20 protein-coding genes and 1 pseudogene are annotated in these 20,430 nt (G+C 35.5%); 19 read left to right on the top strand and 2 right to left on the bottom strand.

Annotated elements, in window-relative coordinates:
• The first annotated feature begins 32 nt into the window (after window positions 1–32).
• The 8 genes from MHH85_RS18850 (at window position 33) to MHH85_RS18815 (ending at window position 5,983) form a co-directional block, all read left to right on the top strand.
• Entirely contained in the window at window positions 33–707 is a 675-nt protein-coding gene (locus MHH85_RS18850) for an ankyrin repeat domain-containing protein (protein WP_403979977.1), read from the top strand.
• A 147-nt stretch (window positions 708–854) separates the two neighbouring features.
• Window positions 855–1,235 carry a GntR family transcriptional regulator gene (locus tag MHH85_RS18845; protein ID WP_340708072.1) on the top strand — a complete coding sequence of 127 codons (381 nt, stop codon included), beginning with the start codon at window positions 855–857 and terminating at the stop codon, window positions 1,233–1,235.
• Window positions 1,235–2,134: an ABC transporter ATP-binding protein gene (locus MHH85_RS18840; protein ID WP_340708071.1), complete on the top strand. Its 900-nt coding sequence runs from the start codon at window positions 1,235–1,237 to the stop codon at window positions 2,132–2,134. Before MHH85_RS18845 ends, MHH85_RS18840 begins: the two co-directional genes overlap by 1 nt.
• Window positions 2,118–2,852, top strand: a complete 735-nt coding sequence (locus MHH85_RS18835) for a hypothetical protein (RefSeq protein WP_340708070.1) — start codon at window positions 2,118–2,120, stop codon at window positions 2,850–2,852. Before MHH85_RS18840 ends, MHH85_RS18835 begins: the two co-directional genes overlap by 17 nt.
• Window positions 2,849–3,610 carry a hypothetical protein gene (locus MHH85_RS18830; RefSeq protein WP_340708069.1) on the top strand — a complete coding sequence of 254 codons (762 nt, stop codon included), beginning with the start codon at window positions 2,849–2,851 and terminating at the stop codon, window positions 3,608–3,610. The genes MHH85_RS18835 and MHH85_RS18830 overlap by 4 nt, the downstream gene beginning before the upstream one ends.
• Window positions 3,611–3,633: 23 nt before the next feature.
• Window positions 3,634–4,359: a hypothetical protein gene (locus MHH85_RS18825; RefSeq protein ID WP_340708068.1), complete on the top strand. Its 726-nt coding sequence runs from the start codon at window positions 3,634–3,636 to the stop codon at window positions 4,357–4,359.
• Entirely contained in the window at window positions 4,356–5,087 is a 732-nt protein-coding gene (locus tag MHH85_RS18820; RefSeq protein ID WP_340708067.1) for a hypothetical protein, read from the top strand. Before MHH85_RS18825 ends, MHH85_RS18820 begins: the two co-directional genes overlap by 4 nt.
• An 80-nt stretch (window positions 5,088–5,167) precedes the next feature.
• Window positions 5,168–5,983: a metallophosphoesterase gene (locus MHH85_RS18815; RefSeq protein ID WP_340708066.1), complete on the top strand. Its 816-nt coding sequence runs from the start codon at window positions 5,168–5,170 to the stop codon at window positions 5,981–5,983.
• Between the two features lie 49 nt (window positions 5,984–6,032).
• Here the strand turns inward: MHH85_RS18815 and MHH85_RS18810 are convergent, their stop codons facing one another.
• Window positions 6,033–7,175, bottom strand: coding sequence for an FAD-dependent monooxygenase (locus tag MHH85_RS18810; RefSeq protein WP_340708065.1), 1,143 nt, complete (start codon window positions 7,173–7,175; stop codon window positions 6,033–6,035).
• A 200-nt stretch (window positions 7,176–7,375) separates the two neighbouring features.
• Here MHH85_RS18810 and MHH85_RS18805 point away from each other — a divergent pair, with 200 nt between their 5' ends.
• From MHH85_RS18805 to MHH85_RS18795, 3 genes and pseudogenes are all read left to right on the top strand, one after another.
• Window positions 7,376–8,698 carry a hypothetical protein gene (locus MHH85_RS18805; protein ID WP_340708064.1) on the top strand — a complete coding sequence of 441 codons (1,323 nt, stop codon included), beginning with the start codon at window positions 7,376–7,378 and terminating at the stop codon, window positions 8,696–8,698.
• A gap of 226 nt (window positions 8,699–8,924) precedes the next feature.
• Window positions 8,925–9,979 (top strand): annotated as a pseudogene (locus tag MHH85_RS18800) (dicarboxylate/amino acid:cation symporter).
• 103 nt (window positions 9,980–10,082) lie between these two features.
• Window positions 10,083–10,817: a sulfite exporter TauE/SafE family protein gene (locus MHH85_RS18795; RefSeq protein ID WP_193738073.1), complete on the top strand. Its 735-nt coding sequence runs from the start codon at window positions 10,083–10,085 to the stop codon at window positions 10,815–10,817.
• Window positions 10,818–10,969: 152 nt separating this feature from the next.
• On the opposite strand, the gene MHH85_RS18790 is transcribed toward MHH85_RS18795, so the two are convergent.
• A complete protein-coding gene (locus MHH85_RS18790; RefSeq protein ID WP_445684117.1) occupies window positions 10,970–12,163 on the bottom strand; it encodes an alanyl-tRNA editing protein in 1,194 nt (397 codons plus the stop codon).
• Between the two features lie 111 nt (window positions 12,164–12,274).
• On the opposite strand from MHH85_RS18790, the gene MHH85_RS18785 reads away from it, so the two are divergent.
• The 8 genes from MHH85_RS18785 to MHH85_RS18750 all read left to right on the top strand — a co-directional run bounded on the left by MHH85_RS18785 (window position 12,275) and on the right by MHH85_RS18750 (window position 20,351).
• A complete protein-coding gene (locus MHH85_RS18785; RefSeq protein ID WP_193738075.1) occupies window positions 12,275–12,565 on the top strand; it encodes a DUF6509 family protein in 291 nt (96 codons plus the stop codon).
• A gap of 115 nt (window positions 12,566–12,680) precedes the next feature.
• Entirely contained in the window at window positions 12,681–13,826 is a 1,146-nt protein-coding gene (locus MHH85_RS18780) for a VanZ family protein (protein ID WP_340708062.1), read from the top strand.
• 169 nt (window positions 13,827–13,995) lie between these two features.
• The gene (locus MHH85_RS18775; protein WP_193741120.1) at window positions 13,996–14,763 is read left to right on the top strand and encodes an ABC transporter ATP-binding protein; all 768 of its coding nucleotides are present in this window, start codon (window positions 13,996–13,998) and stop codon (window positions 14,761–14,763) included.
• Window positions 14,750–16,660: an ABC transporter permease gene (locus MHH85_RS18770; protein ID WP_340708061.1), complete on the top strand. Its 1,911-nt coding sequence runs from the start codon at window positions 14,750–14,752 to the stop codon at window positions 16,658–16,660. Before MHH85_RS18775 ends, MHH85_RS18770 begins: the two co-directional genes overlap by 14 nt.
• A 5-nt stretch (window positions 16,661–16,665) precedes the next feature.
• Entirely contained in the window at window positions 16,666–17,025 is a 360-nt protein-coding gene (locus tag MHH85_RS18765; RefSeq protein WP_340708060.1) for a YxeA family protein, read from the top strand.
• Window positions 17,026–17,626: 601 nt separating this feature from the next.
• Window positions 17,627–19,231, top strand: a complete 1,605-nt coding sequence (locus MHH85_RS18760) for a gamma-glutamyltransferase family protein (protein WP_340708059.1) — start codon at window positions 17,627–17,629, stop codon at window positions 19,229–19,231.
• Window positions 19,228–19,821, top strand: coding sequence for a chromate transporter (locus MHH85_RS18755; protein ID WP_409351187.1), 594 nt, complete (start codon window positions 19,228–19,230; stop codon window positions 19,819–19,821). The genes MHH85_RS18760 and MHH85_RS18755 overlap by 4 nt, the downstream gene beginning before the upstream one ends.
• Window positions 19,818–20,351: a chromate transporter gene (locus tag MHH85_RS18750; RefSeq protein ID WP_193738080.1), complete on the top strand. Its 534-nt coding sequence runs from the start codon at window positions 19,818–19,820 to the stop codon at window positions 20,349–20,351. Before MHH85_RS18755 ends, MHH85_RS18750 begins: the two co-directional genes overlap by 4 nt.
• Window positions 20,352–20,430 lie beyond the last annotated feature (79 nt).

Raw genomic sequence — 20,430 nt, 5'->3', positions numbered from 1 at the left:
AGTAGTTTCACAAAGAGGAATGGTGAAATCATATGGGAATGCGTAATAAAGCAATTTTTGCAGCTGTATCATTAGGTTTAGTATTTGCAGGTTATGTGACAGTTAAGAAAGTAGGGGTACAGATGTCATTATTTGAAGCAGTTGAAAAGCAAGATAGCAATGCTGTAAAAAAAGCGCTGAAATCTGAACAAAGTATAAACACACAAGATAGCAAAGGACGCACAGCGCTTATGATTGCGACGTATAATAACGATGTGAAATCGGCGAAATTTCTAATTGAAGCAGGAGCAGATGTAAATATTCAAGATGATATGCAAAACTCGCCATTTTTATATGCAGGAGCAGAAGGTTATTTGGATATTTTAAAGCTAACTACAAAAGCCGGTGCGGATCCTAAAATTACAAATCGCTATGGTGGTATTGCTTTAATTCCAGCTTCTGAACACGGCTATGTTGATGTTGTGAAATTTTTATTAACAGAAACAAATAGTGATGTGAATCATATTAATAACCTTGGGTGGACGGCATTATTAGAAGCAATCATCTTAGGCGATGGCAGTAAAAAACAACAAGAAACTGTTCGTATTTTGTTAGAGCATGGAGCTAATCCAAACCTTGCTGATAGAGATGGTGTCACACCACTTGAGCATGCAGAAAAGCTTGGCTACAAAGAGATTGAAAAACTATTAAGAAATGCTCGATATTAATATATTTATTTCTATTAAGTAAGACTCGTCATAATGACGGGTCTTTTTTTATTTTTAGAAATACTTGTTTACTTTACCTAAATAATCCAGTATAGTACATTACAACAGTAATGTACTGATGAACATTGGAGAAAGGAGGACTTCGATTTGCAATTAAATAGTGAAGGCACAAAGCCGATTTATGTACAAATTGCTGAGTGGCTTGAAAATGAAATCATTGCGGACCATTTAAAGACGGATGATAAAGTATATTCTCAATACCAGTTGGCAGAACTATTCAACATTAATCCAGCAACGGCTGGTAAAGGCTTAACCTTACTTTTGGAAGAACAAATAGTGTACAAGAAGAGAGGGCTTGGCATGTTTGTAACAGCAGAAGCGAAGAAAATGATTTTAGAGAAACGACGTAATGAACGACTAACATTAATGATCCAAGAGATTGTGTTAGAAGCGAAGCGCCTCATGGTTTCAGAGGATGAGTTAATCACTTTAATAAAACGGGCGAGTAGTAAAGAGGAGGGGAAATAATGTCGGTTATTCAATGCGAAAATATAGAAAAGAAATTCCGGAAAAAGAAGGCCTTACAAAATATTACTTTCCAGATTGAAGGAGCGAAGATCACAGGACTAATTGGTCGTAATGGGACGGGGAAAACAACATTGTTGCGTATTTTAGCTGGCTTTACGAAGCAAACTTCGGGCACAGTTACAGTCTTTGATAAAACACCGTTCAATAACCTCTTTGTTTCAGCAAATAGCATTCTTATCAATGATCAAATGCAATTCCCTGGTTCATTTAATCTACAAGACATTCTGAACTTCGCAACCGAATTTTACGGGAAATGGGATGCAGAACTAGCGGCACGTTTACTACAATACTTCCGTTTAAACCCACAATCCTATCATTCCGATTTATCAAAAGGTATGAAAAATACCTTCAATTTTATATTTGGTTTAGCTACACGCTGTGATGTGACATTGTTCGATGAGCCGATCAATGGTATGGATGAAGCAGTTCGCAAGGACGTTTATCGTGCATTATTAAAAGATTATCTGGCTTATCCAAGAACGATAATTATTTCGAGTCACTTCCTTGATGAAATGGAGCATTTACTTGAAGATATTTTGCTTCTTGATGAAGGAAAAGTGGCTTTGCATAAATCTTTAGATGAGCTGCGTGAGTATGCAGTAGGGTTGCTAGGACCAACAGATGCAATAAAGAGATGGACAGTTGGGCTTGAAGTGTTACATGAAAAGCAAGTAGTTAGTAATCAGATGTACACCGTTCTAAAAGCACAGGATTGCACGTTCAATGAACAGCAATTACTGCAAGAAGGAATTTCATTTATGCCTGTATCTGCAAATGACCTTTGCTTGTATTTAACGAACTCACGAACGGGGGACATTGACGATGTCTTTAATGAATAAAACCTTTGCGGAGACGCTACAGGTTCAAGTGAAATTTAAACTCCATGCTTATTTAGGGATGGTCGTATACTTAATCATGTTGCAAATTGTTGGCATACTAATGTCACTTATAGGTCCGACAGGGATGTTGTCTGTCTCAAGTTTTGTTGATATCGATGTTGAAATGTATACACCAACTGCTTTGATTTTTCTATCCAATTTATGGGCGTTTTATGTAGGGTTACTTATGACACGCCATGATCAACGTGCAGATATTATGCCATTTGTTTCGACACGTATTATGAGCAGTATTGGCGATGTAGTTGTATTAGTAGTGTTGGCAGTTTACGCGGGTATTACGGCAATGCTATCTAATTATGTTGTACGAATAGTAATCATGTTGAAATCGAATAAGCATATGCTAGCTGATGAAAATATGTTCAATGCACAAGAAGTGTTTTTAGCAAATTTAGTGGCTTTTATATTCTTCATTTTATGTTTTGCTGCAGTCGGTTATTTTTTAGGCATGATAGCTCAGAAATCTAAAAAAGTGTTGTTTATAATCGTAGCTGTATTCCTTTCAATGTTGTTTACATCATTTGGTCAAGAGATTCTACTAGGTACTATTAAGATTGCCCAATCTGGCTTTTTCTCATTTATGGGTGTGATGATTGTATTGAGTGCTATTTGCTTGATAGTAGCAACATTTTTGGCGGGGAATTTGGAGGTGAAGGGATGACTAACTTTAGTTTGTTCATACTTCCAATTCTGTTTCTAATTCTCATTATTTTTATAGGGATGGTATTTTTAAAATCAATATCTAAACATATGAGATTAAATCAAAGGCCACTTAAAATTTTTATCGCGTTTTATACTACTGTTCTTATTATTGCACCAATCATTTATCTTGTTTTGCCAAAAACAGAGGTGACAATACTAACAGATAAAATGCAACAAAAGTTAAGTTTAGAAAACAAATTGCTGTACAACGCACTATTTGAGAATAAAGCTACAGAATTTGATGAGAAATTTTTAGTTTATGAATGGTCTCGTGAGATTAAAGAAAAAGAAATATTTTTGAAGATGATGAATCCAGAAGAAGGCTCTCAAGTAGGTATCATAGTACAACAATCAGATGCATTAAGTAATCAAATAACCGGGAAATTATACCGGAAAAATTATTTTGTCGAAGAAATACATTTAAGAAATTTTGATTCAGTAAATATCAATATTGTAGATACATTAAACGAACCAATAATAACATGGGAAGATGCAACAACATTGGTTGTTAAAAATCCACCAAACAAAAAGTTATCGTTTGTCTCAGTGAGTGATGCGACTGATATAATCGCGTTTAATAATAATGAGGATAGTAGGGAAAATGAGGCGGCAGTTAAGATAAAAGAGTGGGAATATGCAGGTCCGTATTATTTACTTATCACTGTCCCGAAAAATGTAAAAGTGTGGTCGGACGAGGGACTACGGATCTATAAATAAGTTTGTAAGAAGGAGGAATCGTAATGTCTTTGACGACGAAGGCTATAAAGAATCAATTAAAGTTGAAGCTAAATGTCCATGCTGACATGCTTGTCTATTTAATCGTATTACAAATAATAGGTATGATACTTTTCGCGTTTAGTGGTTCAGGCCAGATGGGGAGGGGATCAGTAAATTTCTCGTTAAAATTTACTATTTATTCACCTGTGGGACTTTTCATGCTTTCTGCACTCTGGATATTCTATGTAGCAATCACATTAACACGAAAGGAAACACGTCGTGAAATATTGCCTTATATACGAACTCCGAAGATCAATAGCATTACGGATATTATTATTTTAATATATATGAGCGCATTTTTAACTTTTACAATTATGTTATCGAATTATCTTGTATATGCCATATTAATTTTATTTACTAAGAAAGAATTTGTTGAAGGTATGAACATCTTTAATGAGCCGAAAGTATTCTTCATCAATACAGTTGCTGTTTTTATAGTGAGTATGGTTATTGCAGCTATCGGATATTTAATCGGAACACTGATACAAATTTCGAAGCTTTTTATCTTAGTATTTATTGCACTTTTTATTGGTTATAATAGTTCGAAACTTAGCATGTTCATCGTTAATTATTTTTATGATCAAAATCCAACCTTTTTTCCATTTGCTATTTTTAATATTATTATCATCACTTTTTGCTTATTCATAGCAAATGTCATCGGTTCTCGTATGGAGGTGAAGGAAACATGAGTTTATGGTTTATAACAATTATGCCGTTTATTATCTATTTGCTAATTACGATTATAGTAGTTCGTTTTATTTTCAAAAAGGCGAAACATTTCCAGTTAACCAAACGTCCTACGAAAATAATCATAGGTATATATATTGTATTACTTGTTGCATCCGTAGCTTTATATCCAGCTCTTACATCATCAAATTCTTTATATTTAACAGATGCAAAGGCGAAAAAACAGCTCAAGTCAATTAAAGTTTTCGAACAAAATGCTTTAGCAAATAAGCTAACAGAGGAAGACGAAAAATATTTAGTAGATAAGTGGACATATACTTTAAAAGGTGAAGAATTGTACTTAAAACAAGTATCTACTGAAGAATATATTAATGAACAAGTAATTGTTCATTGGACCGATAATCGAAAACAGCAAATTGAAGGTAAAGTCTATAAAACACGTAATATCCTGAGCAATATGGATCTTTCAGAGAAAATTAAACCAACTATGATTAGCTGGTCAGATGAGCATACATTAAATTTTGAAAATCCTGATTCATATACATTCGAAGGTAATCTTTTCACAGATGAAATTGGTCTTTTTCCATTTGCTAACAGAGGTTTTGACACATTTGATTTTGATAAAAATATCGGTTCTGATGGTTCTACTTATGTTATTCTGAAAGTTCCGAAAAATATCAATGTAATAGACGAAAATGGTTTGAGAATGTACCCACCAGTTGAATATTGATGCCAAGTGAATACAGTTGATAGCGTTATGGTGATAATTGTAATGTGAAAACAAGAAATTAAAGAAACGAGCGATGACCATTGAAAAAGATTTTACGTATTATTATCGGATTAGTACTGGTTGTGATTTTTTGTATAATAAACAATAAATGGTTAGTCACAACAACGTATAAAATAGAATCTAAGAAATTACCGAAATCTTTCGATGGTATGCGTATCGTTCAAGTTTCTGATTTACATGATGCTACATTTGGCAATAAGCAGGATCGCCTTATTAAAAAAATTCAAGATGCAAAGCCTGATGCTATTTTCTTAACAGGAGATGTCATTGACCGCAATCGCTATGATTTAGAGGGCAGCATATATGCTGTCGCTGGTTTTGTGGAAATAGCGCCGGTTTATTATGTTACAGGTAATCATGAAATAGCTGTAAATAAAGTTTCCGAAATTAAAGGAGCTCTTACTGAACTGGGCGTTAATGTATTATCAAACGGTACCCTGCCATTTGAAAAAGATGGAGAAATAATTCAAATTGTAGGCATTGAAGACCCACTAGCTGGAACAGATACACAAGCAATGTTAGATACTGCACTTCTCCAACAATCAAAGGATAGTTTTAAGCTTTTACTAGCTCATCGACCTGAATACATGAAAATCTATGCTAAAAATAATATTGATATAGCTTTTTCTGGCCATGCACATGGCGGACAATTCCGTTTGCCAGGTGTTGGTGGTCTTATCGCACCAGGGCAAGGATTCTTTCCGAAATACACAGCTGGTACAGTTGAGGTCGATCATATGACACAAGTTATTAGTCGGGGACTTGGTAATAGTCTAATGCCTGTTCGCTTACTAAATTTACCTGAGATTGTCGTGGTAGAATTACATTCGATATAACAAAAAAATCGCTAGGTACTGATAAGCATTTCAGCACTTAGCGATTTTATTATTTTAATTTCACATCAAATAGGAATTTTAATCTCCATAGTAAAGCCTTTGACGGTATAAATGGAAAGGCGATATCTCGTGCCTTAGCTAAAATTGGGGAAGAAAATTGAGCGCTCCAACCAATTTGGCGCGAAAGTGAGATTACTTTTGCTGTACGAGCTACGCGTTCCTTTTCATAGTGTTGGAGAGCGTCTTTAAAATCAGTGAATTCAGCAAGCGCTGACGATAAAACAAGTGCATCCTCAATCGATTGCCCAGCACCTTGGCCCATATTTGGCGTTGTAGCATGTGCAGCATCTCCCAACAAAACAATGCGCCCATAAGCGAACTTCTTCAGAGGACGGATATCCTTTAAATCATGGTGTAAGATAACATCTGGCTTTGTATCAAGTATAAGGTCAGCAACGTGAGCAGGGAATTTTTCAAACAAACGAGCGATTTCTTTCCGACCTAAGGTGTGATAAAAAGCATCATTTTCGTGTGTATTTACGCAGGCAAACCAGTAAACTTGTCCATTCTTCAAGGGGGCATAGCCAAAACGTCCAGAAGTTGCCCACATTTCACAGGATGTATGTTCATCAACACGCCCCTTGTTTTCAGCTACACCACGCCAGCACATATAACCGGCATAACGCGGAGCAGAGTCAGGTACAAGTTTTTGCCGAATAGATGAGTGAATGCCGTCTGCCGCAATGAGCAAATCAGCTGTCACATATGTCCCATCTTCAAAATAAGCTGTTACTTGCGTATCTTCAGACACAACGTCTATACATTTCTTACTATATTGCACAGTTCCTTCAACTAAAGCATCTAATAAAGTACTATGTAGGTCAGACCGTTGAATCGTAATGTTTTCCTGTCCGTAAAGTCGTTTAATAGCACCAAAATCGATCGTGTTCAATATTTTTCCATTGCTGTTTTGAAACACTTGCGTTGTTAAAGTCGTCCCATTTGTATAAACCTTTTCTCCAACGCCCATTTTCATAAGTGCCTGCATGGCATTTGAACCAATGCCAATACCGGCGCCAACGGGTAGGAAAGCAGGAGTGGCTTCGAAAACTTCAACTTCAATTTGTCTTTTTTGAAGACCAACTGCAGCACATAAACCTCCGATGCCGCCACCAATAATTGCAATTTTCAACTATACTCAGACCTTTCAGAAAAGAATTATGTACTATAATTATAGGTTATAACAGAGACAGTTGTACCTATTATGCTTACGTTTCATAAATAGGACTAGTCGCAACTACATTAAATTGTTAAAATATTCATACAGATGGAGTCGGTAGTTATACGTTCACATAACCGATAATTACTACTAAAAGGAGGGCGACATGTAAAGTGAACAATTATTATGTACAAAATAGAGTGTCCCTACCTGAACAACACCCAAATCAAACTGGTGAAAATAACATATTAGAGCCTTTTTTAGATGTGGAAACGGTAAAACACTTAAAGAAAAAATATATTGCGGAAGTACAGGAGCGTTTACCAATGTATTTTTCTGCAGATAAGCGAATGAAAATGCAATCGCTTACAGAAGAGCAATTTCAACAACAAGGGCTGCCAAAAGAAATTTTTTGGAAGATGGTCGAATTTAATGTGAGTACAAAAGGTGGGATTTCTTTTGAGCGACTTCCTTCTATTGGCGAGCATCTCGATTATTTAGCTTCCGAATATATCACATATAAAATGCGCATCGAACGTGATTTTGAAAGCGAAGACCAAGTAGCACAGCTTGCTAAACTGGATGAAATTTTTGGCCGTGGGTTTACAAGAATGTCGAATGCTTTTATTGATTATGTCGGCGCTTTTTTTGAAAAAAATGAAGTTGTAGGAGAATCAGCTTTAATGGAGCAATCTATTAAAGGGATTTATCAATATAAACTTGCTAAATACGGAAATTTTGTCTTAGCTAATCCGGATTACGCTTTTATTAAAGGTACACTGGATGCTTGGTTAGAAAGAGATTCATATTTTATGGGGGATATTCTACGCTTAGTAATAGCTAAAATAGATGAGAATCGTATTAAAATTAAAGAAAATCCGTATACAACATTGGAATTAAATGCAGTAGCGGCTTTTTATCAAGCAGTACAACGGAGATTAGCTAACCAAAAGTCAACTTCCGTTAGCGAGGAGCAACTAGGAATAGAACTTGGATTTTTAGGCATGAAATTAGAAATGCTGATTCAAAAAGACGGCGTATCACCTGAGTTAGCAAGTAAAATGGAAACTGCGTATGTATCATTTTTTAACTACAAAATAGAAGATATAAATCAACGTCAAGAAGAGACAAAAAATAATCCTTATACTAGAAATCGAGAAGCATTTTGTGAGTTGAATCGTGAAATGGTTGAGAATTGGGCAAAACGTTTGCGTAATAGCTTACAAGAAGAAAATCCTCAGCAAGTATTTGAAGCAACAATCTTATCAGCCTACAATGTATTCCAAGAGAAAGTGCAACAAGTGAGTAAATTAGAACGCTACCAAGAGCAAAATGATTGGAAAACATTTTATGAGGAATCGCCAACGAATAATTACCAAGTTGAGCTACCAGATGCATTTTGTTATAACGCATTAATAGCCGATTGGAATAAATTTATATCTGAAATAATCGTCGATCAGAAGATGCTTTTCATTAAAGATAAATTTAAAAAATAGTCGTTTCTCTTTGTAGATTTTTTATTTGAAAAAAGTTTAGGAATTTGAACTAGAGGGTATTTGTTAATTACCCATTTTAAAAATTCCTTTTGCCGATCGTTAAGTTTTAAGTTAATAGTTAGTTAAAATGCCCGCATGTGAAAATAGTCAACTCTATATCACTGCGGGCATTTTCTATAATTTTTTATTTAGAAATTTGTATTCCACTAAATGAGGAGGGAAAAAGATGAAGCTAGCTCGTAATATTATTATTGCTCTCATATTAGGTGCGTTAGTTGGTATAGGGATGAATATGTGGGCGGAGGATATCTTTCCTAAGGTCGATCAATACTTCTTTAGCCCATTAGGTACCATCTTCTTGAGTCTTATAAAAATGCTTGTAGTGCCACTTGTGTTCTTCTCCATTATTTTAGGAACTGCGAATATTGGTGATCCAAAAAAGTTAGGACGTATAGGTATTAAAACGATGGTCTTTTTCCTATTGACCACAGCACTGGCTATTATTTTAGCGATTGGCTTAGCCTCGATAATTCAACCAGGGAACATCGGGCAGTTCGAAACAACAGGTTTAGAATATAAAGCAGATAAAGCGCCACCCATTTCAGAAACGTTCCTTTCTATTATTCCAACAAACCCTATTCAAGCAATGGTAGAAGGAAATATGCTTGGGACTTTATATGGTTGTAGTTATGCTCGCACTTATTTTGCATATGATCATTGTTTATGGAACAGCTATATCGTTATTAAGTCGTAGAAATCCGGTTCAATTTTTTAAAGACTTCTTCCCAGCTATGACCGTAGCCTTCAGTACATCAAGTAGTAGTGGAGATAGCTCAGAAGAAGATGGGGATTCCTAAGGCTATTAGTAGTTTTGTCCAACCATTAGGTGCAACAGTGAATATGGATGGCACCGCCATAATGCAAGGGGTAGCCACGATTTTTATCGCTCAAGTATTCAACGTGGATTTAACTTTTGGTCAACTTGTGACGGTTGTTATGATTGCTGTACTAGCGAGTGTTGGAACCGCAGCTGTACCTGGAGCGGGACTGATTATGCTGGCAATGGTTTTACAATCTGTTGGACTTCCAGTTGAAGGAATTGCTCTTATTATTGGTATTGACCGTTTGCTCGATATGGCACGAACAGCAGTTAATACAACAGGTGATATCACTTGTGCAGCTTATATAACAGAAAGTGAAAAGCGCAAAGGTGAAACTTTTGAAGACAGCAATTCAAATGATGAGGATTCATTTGATCTAGATGGTCATAGCTCATATTAAAATGGATGGTCATCCTATGGGTGGCCATTTTATATTTACATTTATTGTTATGCCGACTTCGTATAAAATGAAAGTAGGTTGATAAGATGGAAGAAGGGGTCTTGTGTCATTTTTTATCTTCATTGTGATTGGCTTTGCTGGAAACTTTATTGGGACACTAAGCGGAGGAGGGGGATTGATTTCTTTACCGACGATGCTTCTTTATGGTTTACCCGTTCATTCGGCTATTGGAGCAAATAAAGTAGCGAATACAGTTAGTTCGTTTACTAGCTTTCTAGTAATCTTTAAAGAAAAGGAAATTACGTTAAAGGAAGCAGGCATCGTATTAATCACTTGTTTATTAGGCGGAGCAACAGGCGGACTTGTTGCCTCGTTAATGAGTGGAGATACATTGACGCTAGTAGCAATTTTTTTATTAGGCTTTGCTTTTGTAACTTCATTATTAAAGAAAAGTAATTTTGAAGGGGAAGAGCAATTTAAGCTGAATATTAAAACAGGTTCATCGTTATTTGGAATTGGCATGTATGACGGGATGTTTGGACCTGGCAGTGGAACGTTACAGATGTATTTATATGCAAGTCAGAAAATCGCTTATATCCGTGCAGTAGGCTTAAATAGGGTAGGTGTTTTTGCAGGGTGCTTTGGTAGTTCTATCACATACATTTCTACTGGGAAAATTGAATGGCCACTGACGATTGCTTTAATGTTTGGCGGTATAATTGGCGCTCAAGTTGGCATTAAAGTGGCACGTAAAATGAATGTGAAATATGTTAATCCGCTATTACGGGCTATTACGCTCTTATTAATCGTACAAATTGTTGTTAATTATTATAAGTAATTGCTGAACTCATAAGTTATTTCTAATTTGCGGAGTGGCTATAACGGTATTAATCTAATAATTGGTTTAGTCTACAATAAAAATAATCCACCTCTTTATATAAAGAGGTGGATTATTTTTATTGTAAAACAGTGAGTTAATTGACTGCCTGTTTATATAATATTTCTCATCTTCTCTAGTAATTCAGCACCCGTCATTGTATGATCTCCGCCACCCTGTACGAAGGCATTGCTACCGCCACCTTTGCCATTTAAAAGTGGTAGTACAGCTGAAGATATATCTTTCATACTCATATCAATTGCATTTATACCACGAGCAGCGACAAACTGTAATTTCTCTCCTTGCTCAGCAACGAGAAGTACCACGGTATTTTCATTATCAGCTATTACTAGTCGAGCTAATTTTTGCAATTCTTGAATGGAACGCTCTGTATAAACAGCACCAGTTACACCGTTGTTAGTGGCTGCTGCAAGTTCTAATGCTTCATAGGATAGTAATTGTTCTTTGGCTGTGTCTAAAGCTTTCTCTAACCCTTTTTGGACAGATAATAGTTTTGTAACTGTATCAGCCACTTCATTTTCAGGCGTACTTGCAAGTTTAGCCACTTTGTTTAGTTCATTTTTGCGCCAGTGTAGTTCGCTTAGTACGCGCCCTCCGCAAACGAAATGCACGCGTATTTTCCTTTTTTGTTTTTCAGTATGCATAATTTTAATGGCGCTAACTTGTCCAGTTGAAGTGGGATGAATACCACCGCAGCCATTATAGTCGTAATTTGGAATGATAACTAGACGAATTTCCTCCGTTACACTAAGTTCTTTACGTAAGTTATAGTGTTCTAATTCATCTTCTGTGACCCATTTTGTTTCAATTGGTCGATTTTCTAAAATAATTTTGTTAGCTAGAGCTTCTACTGCTACAAGTTCGTCTTCACTAATGTCTTCAATATCTAAATCTATCGTTACAGTTCCTCGCCCTAGATGGAAGCTAATGGTTTGGTAGCCGAATAGCTCAACAAAAGCAGCAGTCAAAATATGCTGACCTGCATGTTGCTGCATATGATCGAATCGTCGTTCCCAATCGAGTACGCCCATTACCAATTCATCATCGTTAGGTAAAGACTCTGCAATATAATGACGAATTTCGTCGTCCACTTTCTCTACATCTACTACGGCAATACCATTTAAAGTACCTGTATCATGAGGTTGACCGCCACCAGTAGGATAGAATGCTGTGTTATCAAGCACGATAAATTCGCGTCCGTCATCTTCAATCCCTTTTCTTATAATTTTTGCTGGAAACTCTTTCATCATCGCATTTTGATAGTAAAATAATGTCTGCAACGTCACCACTCCTAATTTTTTTATCGAAAAGTACAGGTAAATCAGCTAAAAACTTTACTAATCGCATTTTTGCTTTAATATTAATGATTGAAACATGCAAAAGAGGAGCGATTCTTTATGGACATTTTAGCATATACAATGGATGAAATTTTAGATCCTACAAATATTATTGAAGGACAACGCTTTGAATTCTTATTAGATATCGAAGTAGATGAAGAAGACGAACTATTTGTAGAAGGTGGTCTTGAGATTCGCGCAATCGTAGGAAAAAAAGAGGACGACTATAAACTTGCGAATTACTTTATCATCGATAAAGGTACTGAGAAAATGCTTGAATTTGGATTAGAAGAAGATGAAGAAGAATTGATTTTGAGTTTTTGTAAAGAGCGCATTATAGCAGGCGAATAACAAATTGATTATGTAACAGAAGGCATTCGATTATAGTTTAAATACTTTTAATCTGAGTGCCTTTTTTGATATGATGAGAATTATTTTAAGAATTAATGACGAAAGAGGTAGGAGCATGTCAGCATATACACAGCCAATTTACGTCGCAATGATAGTATTTCTCCTTTTGGCCGTTATTGTTTTTGTACCATGGCTGATTTACACATATCGTAAATATGGATACTTGCCATTATCAACGACGCTAATTGCATTTTCATTTATTTTTTATTTTATTAGCGCATTATTTTTAGTTCTACTACCATTGCCAGAATCACGTAATACTTGTATTACACAACAGCCAGGTACACAGCATTATTCATTGATGCCGTTTACCTTTATCTCAGACATGTTTAAAAATAGTGGTGTGGTTTTATCTCAGCCAAGTACATATGCATTATTGGTTAAACAGTCTGCCTTTTATCAAGCCTTTTTTAATTTCTTATTACTATTACCGTTTGGCGTATACTTACGTTATTTCTTTCAACATAGAAAGTACTGGAAAAGGGCACTTGGTTTAATTTTTGCATTAACATTATTTTATGAAATCACACAAGTGACAGGGATTTACGGTATTTATAATTGTGCGTATCGTATTTTTGATGTGGATGATTTAATGCTTAATACATTAGGAGGCATACTTGGCTTCTTCATCGCACCTGCTATTTTGGCGATGTTCCCTTCAAAAGAGAGCATTAATGCAAAAGCGGAAAGATTAATTGCGCTTGATGATGTTCGTGCAATGTCTGTATTAATCGCATTACTTATCGATATTTTCATTATTAATCTGGTTGGACAATTTAGCACCGCATTTACAGAATCAAATTTAATTGTTAATTTTTTAATTAATTCTATAATTATTTTTATCGCATTTTTTGCCATTCCGATTGTTTGGAATGGACATACAATAGGTTCAAAAATTATGCGCTTCCGCTATGATAGTAAAATAAGCACTATAGATACAAATAAACGTTTGTTCAAACGCTTTGGTGCTATTTATCTCACATACTTTTCTTTCTTTGTACTAAGCATTTTCGCTCAAATGAACTTACAAATTGGTTCTCCGTATTATAAATTAAAAGTATTTTTAGCATTGGGTACTAACTTACTTGAAATAGTATTAATAGTTGCTTTGTTCTTCCATGCATTACTAGTCGCATTTGGTAAAGGTAAAAGACGATTTTACTTTGATGAAGCATCAGACTTATACACAACGAGAAAATAAAGATAGAAAAAGACTTTCTGTAATTCGGGAAAGTCTTTTTTTATTTGAGAAAATAACAATTAATAGCAGCTGAAAAAGATTTAAGGTTCCTGTAAGGTTACGACAATTATGCTGTAAGGATGAGGAGATATAGTATGTATATCAACAAATGACAGCAGAGGTGACGCAAATGGAATCATTATTAAAAGTAGAAAACGTCAAAAAAATATATGGCAAAACATCAAATGCTTACACAGCGTTAGAAAATATATCATTTCAAATTGAGCATGGTGAATTCGTTGGGATTATGGGCCCATCAGGAGCAGGTAAATCTACATTATTAAACCTTCTTGCAACAATTGATTCGCCAACAGAAGGCAAAATCTTTATGAATGATAAGGGTATTCATAATATGAAGGAAGCCGAGCTTTCAGATTTTAGACGCGATAATCTTGGCTTTATCTTTCAAGATTACAACTTGCTAGATTCACTAACTGTAAAAGAAAATATTCTATTACCGTTAGCAATTGCAAAAGTACCTGCAAAAGAAATAGAGCAACGTGTTCAAAAAATAGCTAAAGTTTTTGGAATTGAATCATTGCTTAGTCAATATCCATATCAAATTTCAGGTGGTCAAAAGCAACGTACAGCTGCAGCAAGAGCAATTGTGACAGAGCCGGCGCTCATTTTAGCTGACGAGCCAACAGGTGCACTAGATTCAAAATCCGCAACTGACTTACTAGAAAGCTTAAGTTCGCTTAATGAGAATAACGAATCAACGATTATGATGGTTACGCATGATGCATTCGCTGCAAGTTTTTGTCGCCGTATTATATTCATTAAGGATGGCCGACTTTCAAAGGAAATCTACCGTCGCGATCAAACGCGAAAAGAATTTTTCCAAGAAATCTTAGATACTTTATCTGCAATTGGGGGTAAGGTTGATGACATTATTTAGTTTAGCTAGAAAAAATATAGCACGAAATTTCTCGCAATACTTTTTGTATATAGCATCGATGGTATTCAGTATCGTCATTTACTTTACCTTTGTTACTTTAAAATATAGCGATATTGTCTCTGAGATGACGAAGTCTTCACAGAAGATGGGGTCTCTTATGAGTGGAGCGGCAGTAGTACTAATTTTCTTTGTCGCTATTTTCATCGCATATTCAAATTCATTTTTCATGAAAAAGAGGAAAAAGGAAGTAGCACTTTATGCATTGTTAGGTGTTAGAAAACGTCAAATTGGTTTCATGCTATTTTTTGAAAATTTATTGCTTGGTGTATTTTCATTAGTGATAGGTGTTTTCTTAGGATTCCTTAGCTCGAAATTGTTCGTTACCGTTTTAATTCGTTTAATGGGTTATGATGTTGTCGCTCCATTTACGTTCTCAACGGAAGCGGTTATAAATACAGCATCTGTTTTCCTAATTATTTTCTTCATCACTTCATTTCAAGGATATCGTTTAATCTATCAATTTAAATTAATCGATTTATTCCATGCATCGAAAAAGGGTGAAGTAGCACCCAAACCTTCATGGATTATAGCCATATTAGGAGTAATAAGCATTGGAACGGGTTATTGGTTAGCTTTACAGAATTTATTAACATCCGAGGCATGGCGTATTTTAGGAATGTTTACACCGCTTATTATATTAGCAACAGTTATTATAGGAACATTCCTTTTGTTCCATAGTGTTACAGGTTTTGTCTTAACTTTATTCAAACGTCGTGAAAAATGGCTTTGGAAAGGTCTACATTTAATGACCATTTCACAATTGCTTTACCGGGTTCGAGGTAACGCCCGTACATTAACTGTTATCGCTATTTTGAGTGCAACAACAGTAACTGCTGGAGGAGCGGTCTACAGTCTTTATTACAATATTAATGACAATGTAAAGCTTACTGATCCAAATACGTTCATGTACGAGCAAACAGCGAATGTTGATAACGACAAAGTAACAACTTTACTACCAACTACAAAATATGATGAAAATATCTCAGCATTATTTGTTACATTTGAAGCAAAGCAGCTAGAATCTGCAATGAGCATAGACGAAGATAAACGTATTTACACAGTAATCAATGAAACAACATACAACAAGTTAGCGAGACTTAACCAAAAAGAGGAGCTCAATTTAAAAGGCAATAAAGCGACTATTATTGATGTTCAATATCATGAAAGTCTATCGCCAAAATATGCGGGTAAGACGATTACATCGGAAAAAGGAACCGCAATTACATTAGAAGGATATCATGAAGTTCCAGTGTTAAATCTAATGGCAGGTATGACACTTGTAGTTACAGATGCGCAATATAAAGAACTTGAAAAACAAGGTGAGAGTGTGCAATTCCGTGCAATTGGAGTAGATAATGCAACAACTGATCTATCGAAGAAAATTGCTAGTGCATTACCTGAGAAAGCTCAGTTTTCAAGCGCGCCAGAAGATTATCAAAGCGGTATTGAAGGAATGGGTTCACTATTATTCATTGGTAGTTTCCTTGGTCTTGTATTCTTAGCAGCTACAGGTAGTATTATCTATTTCAAAGTACTAACAGAAGCAGAGGAAGATAAGTCACAATACAATATGCTTTATAAAATGGGTGTTGGTGCTAGAGAAATGAAAAAAACAGTGGCATCTCAAGTATTTGTTATTTTCGCTGTACCACTTATCATCGGCCTTGCACATAGTGCGGTAGCATTAACAGCATTTTCAAAGTTATTTTCAATGGATTTTACTAAGCCTGTCATCATATGGATGGCTGCTTATACAGCTATTTATGGAATCTATTATGTATTAACGGTTTATTCATATAATCGAATTATTACCCAAAATAATAAAAGAGAAGGATGATAATAATGAAAAAATTTTTAATCGCAATTGGCGCACTGATCTTAATTAGTGTTATAGGCATTGTAGTATTAGGGAAAATTGATTTTAATCGTATGAATGCAGATAACTATTATGTGCATATTACAGAGGATGGTTTGAAAAAAGAAGAGAAGCAATCTGATGGGAAAATATTTGTAACTTATATTTATAACCTAGAAGGTGTAAATGCAAAAGGTGAAGCAAAAACATTTGAATTTACAGCAAGTAAAAACTTACGTAAAGATGCATATTTAATGCTTTATGTAAAAGACAAAAAGGGCGTTTCTTCATATGATGAAGTTAAGCTTTCGGATATTCCAAAAGAAGCACAAGCGAAATTAAAATAACTATTTAAATAGGTTGCCACCAAATTCTAACTCACAGAATTGGTGGCAACCTTTTCATATGGTCAAAGAGAAGGGAAATAGATAAAACTTTAATATGAAATAGGTTTAAATAATTTATATGAAAATAATTTCCCGGGACATATTAAGCTCTTCGGTACAAATAGAGTGTGTTAAAAAGAAGGAGTACTAAGTTGTAGATTTACATCACTTAGAAAAAAACCTTTTATTTTTATAGTGAATTATTGTACATTTAATGTATTGAATAAATTTTTTATTCATAAAAAAATCTGAATATTCACACCTTTCTAATTGTTTTTCTATATTAATTAAATACTAGATAAAAAAATATAGGATATTATAATGGTGATGAGAATAGAGATAACGAATAGTAATGATAAATGATATTAAAACAATAAAGTTCAACACACAAGATTACAAGGAGTTCGCCAAATCCATCAACAGGATGTTCATTCCATACAAGATATCCGGTAATAAAAGATATATGTACAACAGAAAAACACAGTGGGAATAATATACAAGTGGTCGCTTCATAGCATTTCAATATGTTGGGACTAGTATTGTGTCAGGGAGAGGTATATAAATGGATCATTTATTTCACCCGTTTACGGGAAAACGTCATACTGTATTTGGAAGAAAGGGTATGGTGGCAACTTCACAACCATTGGCTGCTCAAGCAGGACTAGAAATCTTACAAAAAGGCGGGAATGCGATTGATGCTGCCATTGCAACTGCGGCTGCATTAACAGTTGTAGAACCAACTTCAAATGGTATTGGAGGAGATGCCTTTGCATTAGTTTGGACTAAGAATCAATTACATGGTCTAAATGCATCGGGGGCAGCTCCAAAATCAATCTCAGTTGAGAAGTTACGAGAAAAAGGGTATGAAAAAATCCCTACATATGGGGTATTACCAGTTACAGTTCCAGGTGTACCAGCTGGTTGGGTAGAGCTATCTAAAAAATTTGGTAAGCTACCGTTTAAAGAAGTACTTGAACCTGCCATTCGATATGCTGAAGAGGGATATCCGGTTTCACCAGTATTAGGTAAGTTTTGGGATTCTGCGTATCGTAAATTCAAAGAAACATGTACATCAGAGGAGTTTACTAGTTGGTTTGATACATTTGCTCCGAATAATCGTGCACCGCATATCGGAGAGATGTGGTCATCTCCTGGACACGCTTCAACGTTAAGACAAATAGCAGAAACCGATGGACATGCATTTTACCATGGAGAATTAGCAGAGAAAATGGATGCATTTATGAAACAACATGGTGGCTATTTATCGAAAGAAGATTTAGCTGATTATAAAGTGGAATGGGTAGATCCAATTTCTACTACTTATAACGGATATGATGTGTGGGAAATTCCTCCGAATGGTCAAGGGTTAATTGCGCTAATGGCTTTAAATATTTTCAAACAGACTGGAGACTCTAAGTGGCAAGATGCTGAAACGATTCATCGCCAAATTGAAGCAATGAAACTAGCATTTACTGATGGAAAGGCATTCGTGACAGATCTTGATGAAATGCCCATAGATGTACCGCATTTATTGTCAGGTGAATATGCTACAAAACGTGCGGCGTTAATAGGTAAGCAAGCCATTAATCCGGAACCTTATGAATTACCTAAAGGTGGAACTGTCTATTTAGCTGCAGCTGATGAAGAAGGAAACATGATTTCATATATTCAAAGTAACTATATGGGTTTTGGCTCAGGAATTGTGATTCCCGATACGGGAATTGCATTACAAAATCGTGGGCACGATTTTTCATTGGATAAAGAACACCCAAATGTTCTTAAGCCAGAAAAACGTACATATCATACAATTATTCCGGGATTTTTAACAAAAGAAGGACAAGCAATCGGACCATTTGGCGTGATGGGAGGATATATGCAACCACAAGGCCATTTCCAAGTCGTAACTAACACAGTTGATCACCAATTAAATCCACAAGCTACATTAGATATGCCGCGTTGGCAGTGGGTAGGAGGAAAAACTGTACATGTTGAACCAGAGTTCCCTAATTACATCGCCCAATCACTTATACGAAAAGGTCATAATGTGCAGGTGATGTCAGACGGAGGGAGTTTTGGGCGTGGACAAATTATTTGGCGAGATCCTGAAACGGGCGTATTGCAGGGTGGAACAGAATCACGTACAGATGGAGCTATTGCTACTTGGTGAAAAAAAATGAAGTGAAGTCCCAAAATGAACGCCCTAATTTGCGACTTCATAGAGATATTGCATCCGCATTTTTTAGAGTAGGTATGCTAGGATTTGGTGGTGGACCTTCTGCTATTCCGCTTGTACATCAGGAAGTTGTGAAAAAGTATAAGTGGATGGAAGATGATGAGTTTAGTGATGTAGTTGCTCTTGCTAATACTATGCCGGGTCCAATTGGCACAAAGTTGGCGGGCTATATAGGATATAGAATAGCTGGAGTGGCAGGGGCAATTAATGCAATTTTAGTCAGCGTCGTTCCAACAATTATATTAATGATTGTCTTGCTATTTTTATTGAAAAAGAATAAAGATATACCTGCTGTTCAGGCAATGGCTTCAGCAGTTGTACCAGTCGTAGCTGTAATGCTTGGTATATTGGCTCTAGATTTCGTGAAAAAGTCTGGAGAATCTATGGGATGGAAGAAAACAATCATTATTCTTTTGCTTTCATTCATAGCAATGTCTTTATTAAATATACATCCAGCTTTCGTCATCTTGGCGGTCTTTATAATCGTTTTTGCTCCTCTAGTAAAAAGGAGGAATAATAAATGATTTACTGGAATATTTTTATGGCATTTTTTATTTCTGGCATTTTAGGTTATGGAGGGGGTCCGTCTTCTATTCCGCTTGTTCAACAAGAGGTAGTGGAGCACTATGGATGGATGACCAATCAAGAATTTTCAGAAATGGTCGCAGCGGGCAATGCATTACCAGGGCCAATAGCAACTAAAATGGCTGGCTTTGTTGGATATGACCAAGGAGGTATTTTAGGCATTATTGTTGCAGTTTTTGCTACAGTTGCACCTTCTTTGATTCTCATGATAGCGTTGTTAAGTGTCTTAATGAAATACAAAGAATCACCATACGTTAAAAATTTAACGAAATATATTCGCCCAATCATAGCCGTATTATTATTAGTGATGACTTTCGATTTCGCAAAAGATGCTTGGTTAAGTATTGGTTGGATATCAACATTAATAATATTGATTGGTTCTTACTTGTTACTTGAAAAGCTTAAAATTCATCCCGCTTTTGTTATTTGTATTGCATTAATATATGGGATGGTATCTACTCTTTTTTAGATTACAAGGTAATATGGATAACAAAACAATTGATATTTATAAATAGCCTCAACGGGAAAAATAAAACACCTTCTAGTTA

The organism is Viridibacillus sp. FSL E2-0187, assembly GCF_038006425.1.
Classification (GTDB): domain Bacteria; phylum Bacillota; class Bacilli; order Bacillales_A; family Planococcaceae; genus Viridibacillus; species Viridibacillus arvi.
Note: the sequence above shows the minus strand (reverse complement) of the source record. Positions and strands in the feature narration are given on the sequence as shown.

What these genes read in the sequence shown, in the direction of transcription:
- MHH85_RS18785 (WP_193738075.1), top strand. Translation starts at nt 12,275, where the DNA reads ATGGACATTTTAGCATATACAATGGATGAAATTTTAGATCCTACAAAT.
- MHH85_RS18825 (WP_340708068.1), top strand. Translation starts at nt 3,634, where the DNA reads ATGTCTTTGACGACGAAGGCTATAAAGAATCAATTAAAGTTGAAGCTA.
- MHH85_RS18775 (WP_193741120.1), top strand. Translation starts at nt 13,996, where the DNA reads ATGGAATCATTATTAAAAGTAGAAAACGTCAAAAAAATATATGGCAAA.
- MHH85_RS18765 (WP_340708060.1), top strand. Translation starts at nt 16,666, where the DNA reads ATGAAAAAATTTTTAATCGCAATTGGCGCACTGATCTTAATTAGTGTT.
- MHH85_RS18835 (WP_340708070.1), top strand. Translation starts at nt 2,118, where the DNA reads ATGTCTTTAATGAATAAAACCTTTGCGGAGACGCTACAGGTTCAAGTG.
- MHH85_RS18780 (WP_340708062.1), top strand. Translation starts at nt 12,681, where the DNA reads ATGTCAGCATATACACAGCCAATTTACGTCGCAATGATAGTATTTCTC.
- MHH85_RS18760 (WP_340708059.1), top strand. Translation starts at nt 17,627, where the DNA reads ATGGATCATTTATTTCACCCGTTTACGGGAAAACGTCATACTGTATTT.
- MHH85_RS18770 (WP_340708061.1), top strand. Translation starts at nt 14,750, where the DNA reads ATGACATTATTTAGTTTAGCTAGAAAAAATATAGCACGAAATTTCTCG.
- MHH85_RS18830 (WP_340708069.1), top strand. Translation starts at nt 2,849, where the DNA reads ATGACTAACTTTAGTTTGTTCATACTTCCAATTCTGTTTCTAATTCTC.
- MHH85_RS18850 (WP_403979977.1), top strand. Translation starts at nt 33, where the DNA reads ATGGGAATGCGTAATAAAGCAATTTTTGCAGCTGTATCATTAGGTTTA.
- MHH85_RS18750 (WP_193738080.1), top strand. Translation starts at nt 19,818, where the DNA reads ATGATTTACTGGAATATTTTTATGGCATTTTTTATTTCTGGCATTTTA.
- MHH85_RS18820 (WP_340708067.1), top strand. Translation starts at nt 4,356, where the DNA reads ATGAGTTTATGGTTTATAACAATTATGCCGTTTATTATCTATTTGCTA.
- MHH85_RS18840 (WP_340708071.1), top strand. Translation starts at nt 1,235, where the DNA reads ATGTCGGTTATTCAATGCGAAAATATAGAAAAGAAATTCCGGAAAAAG.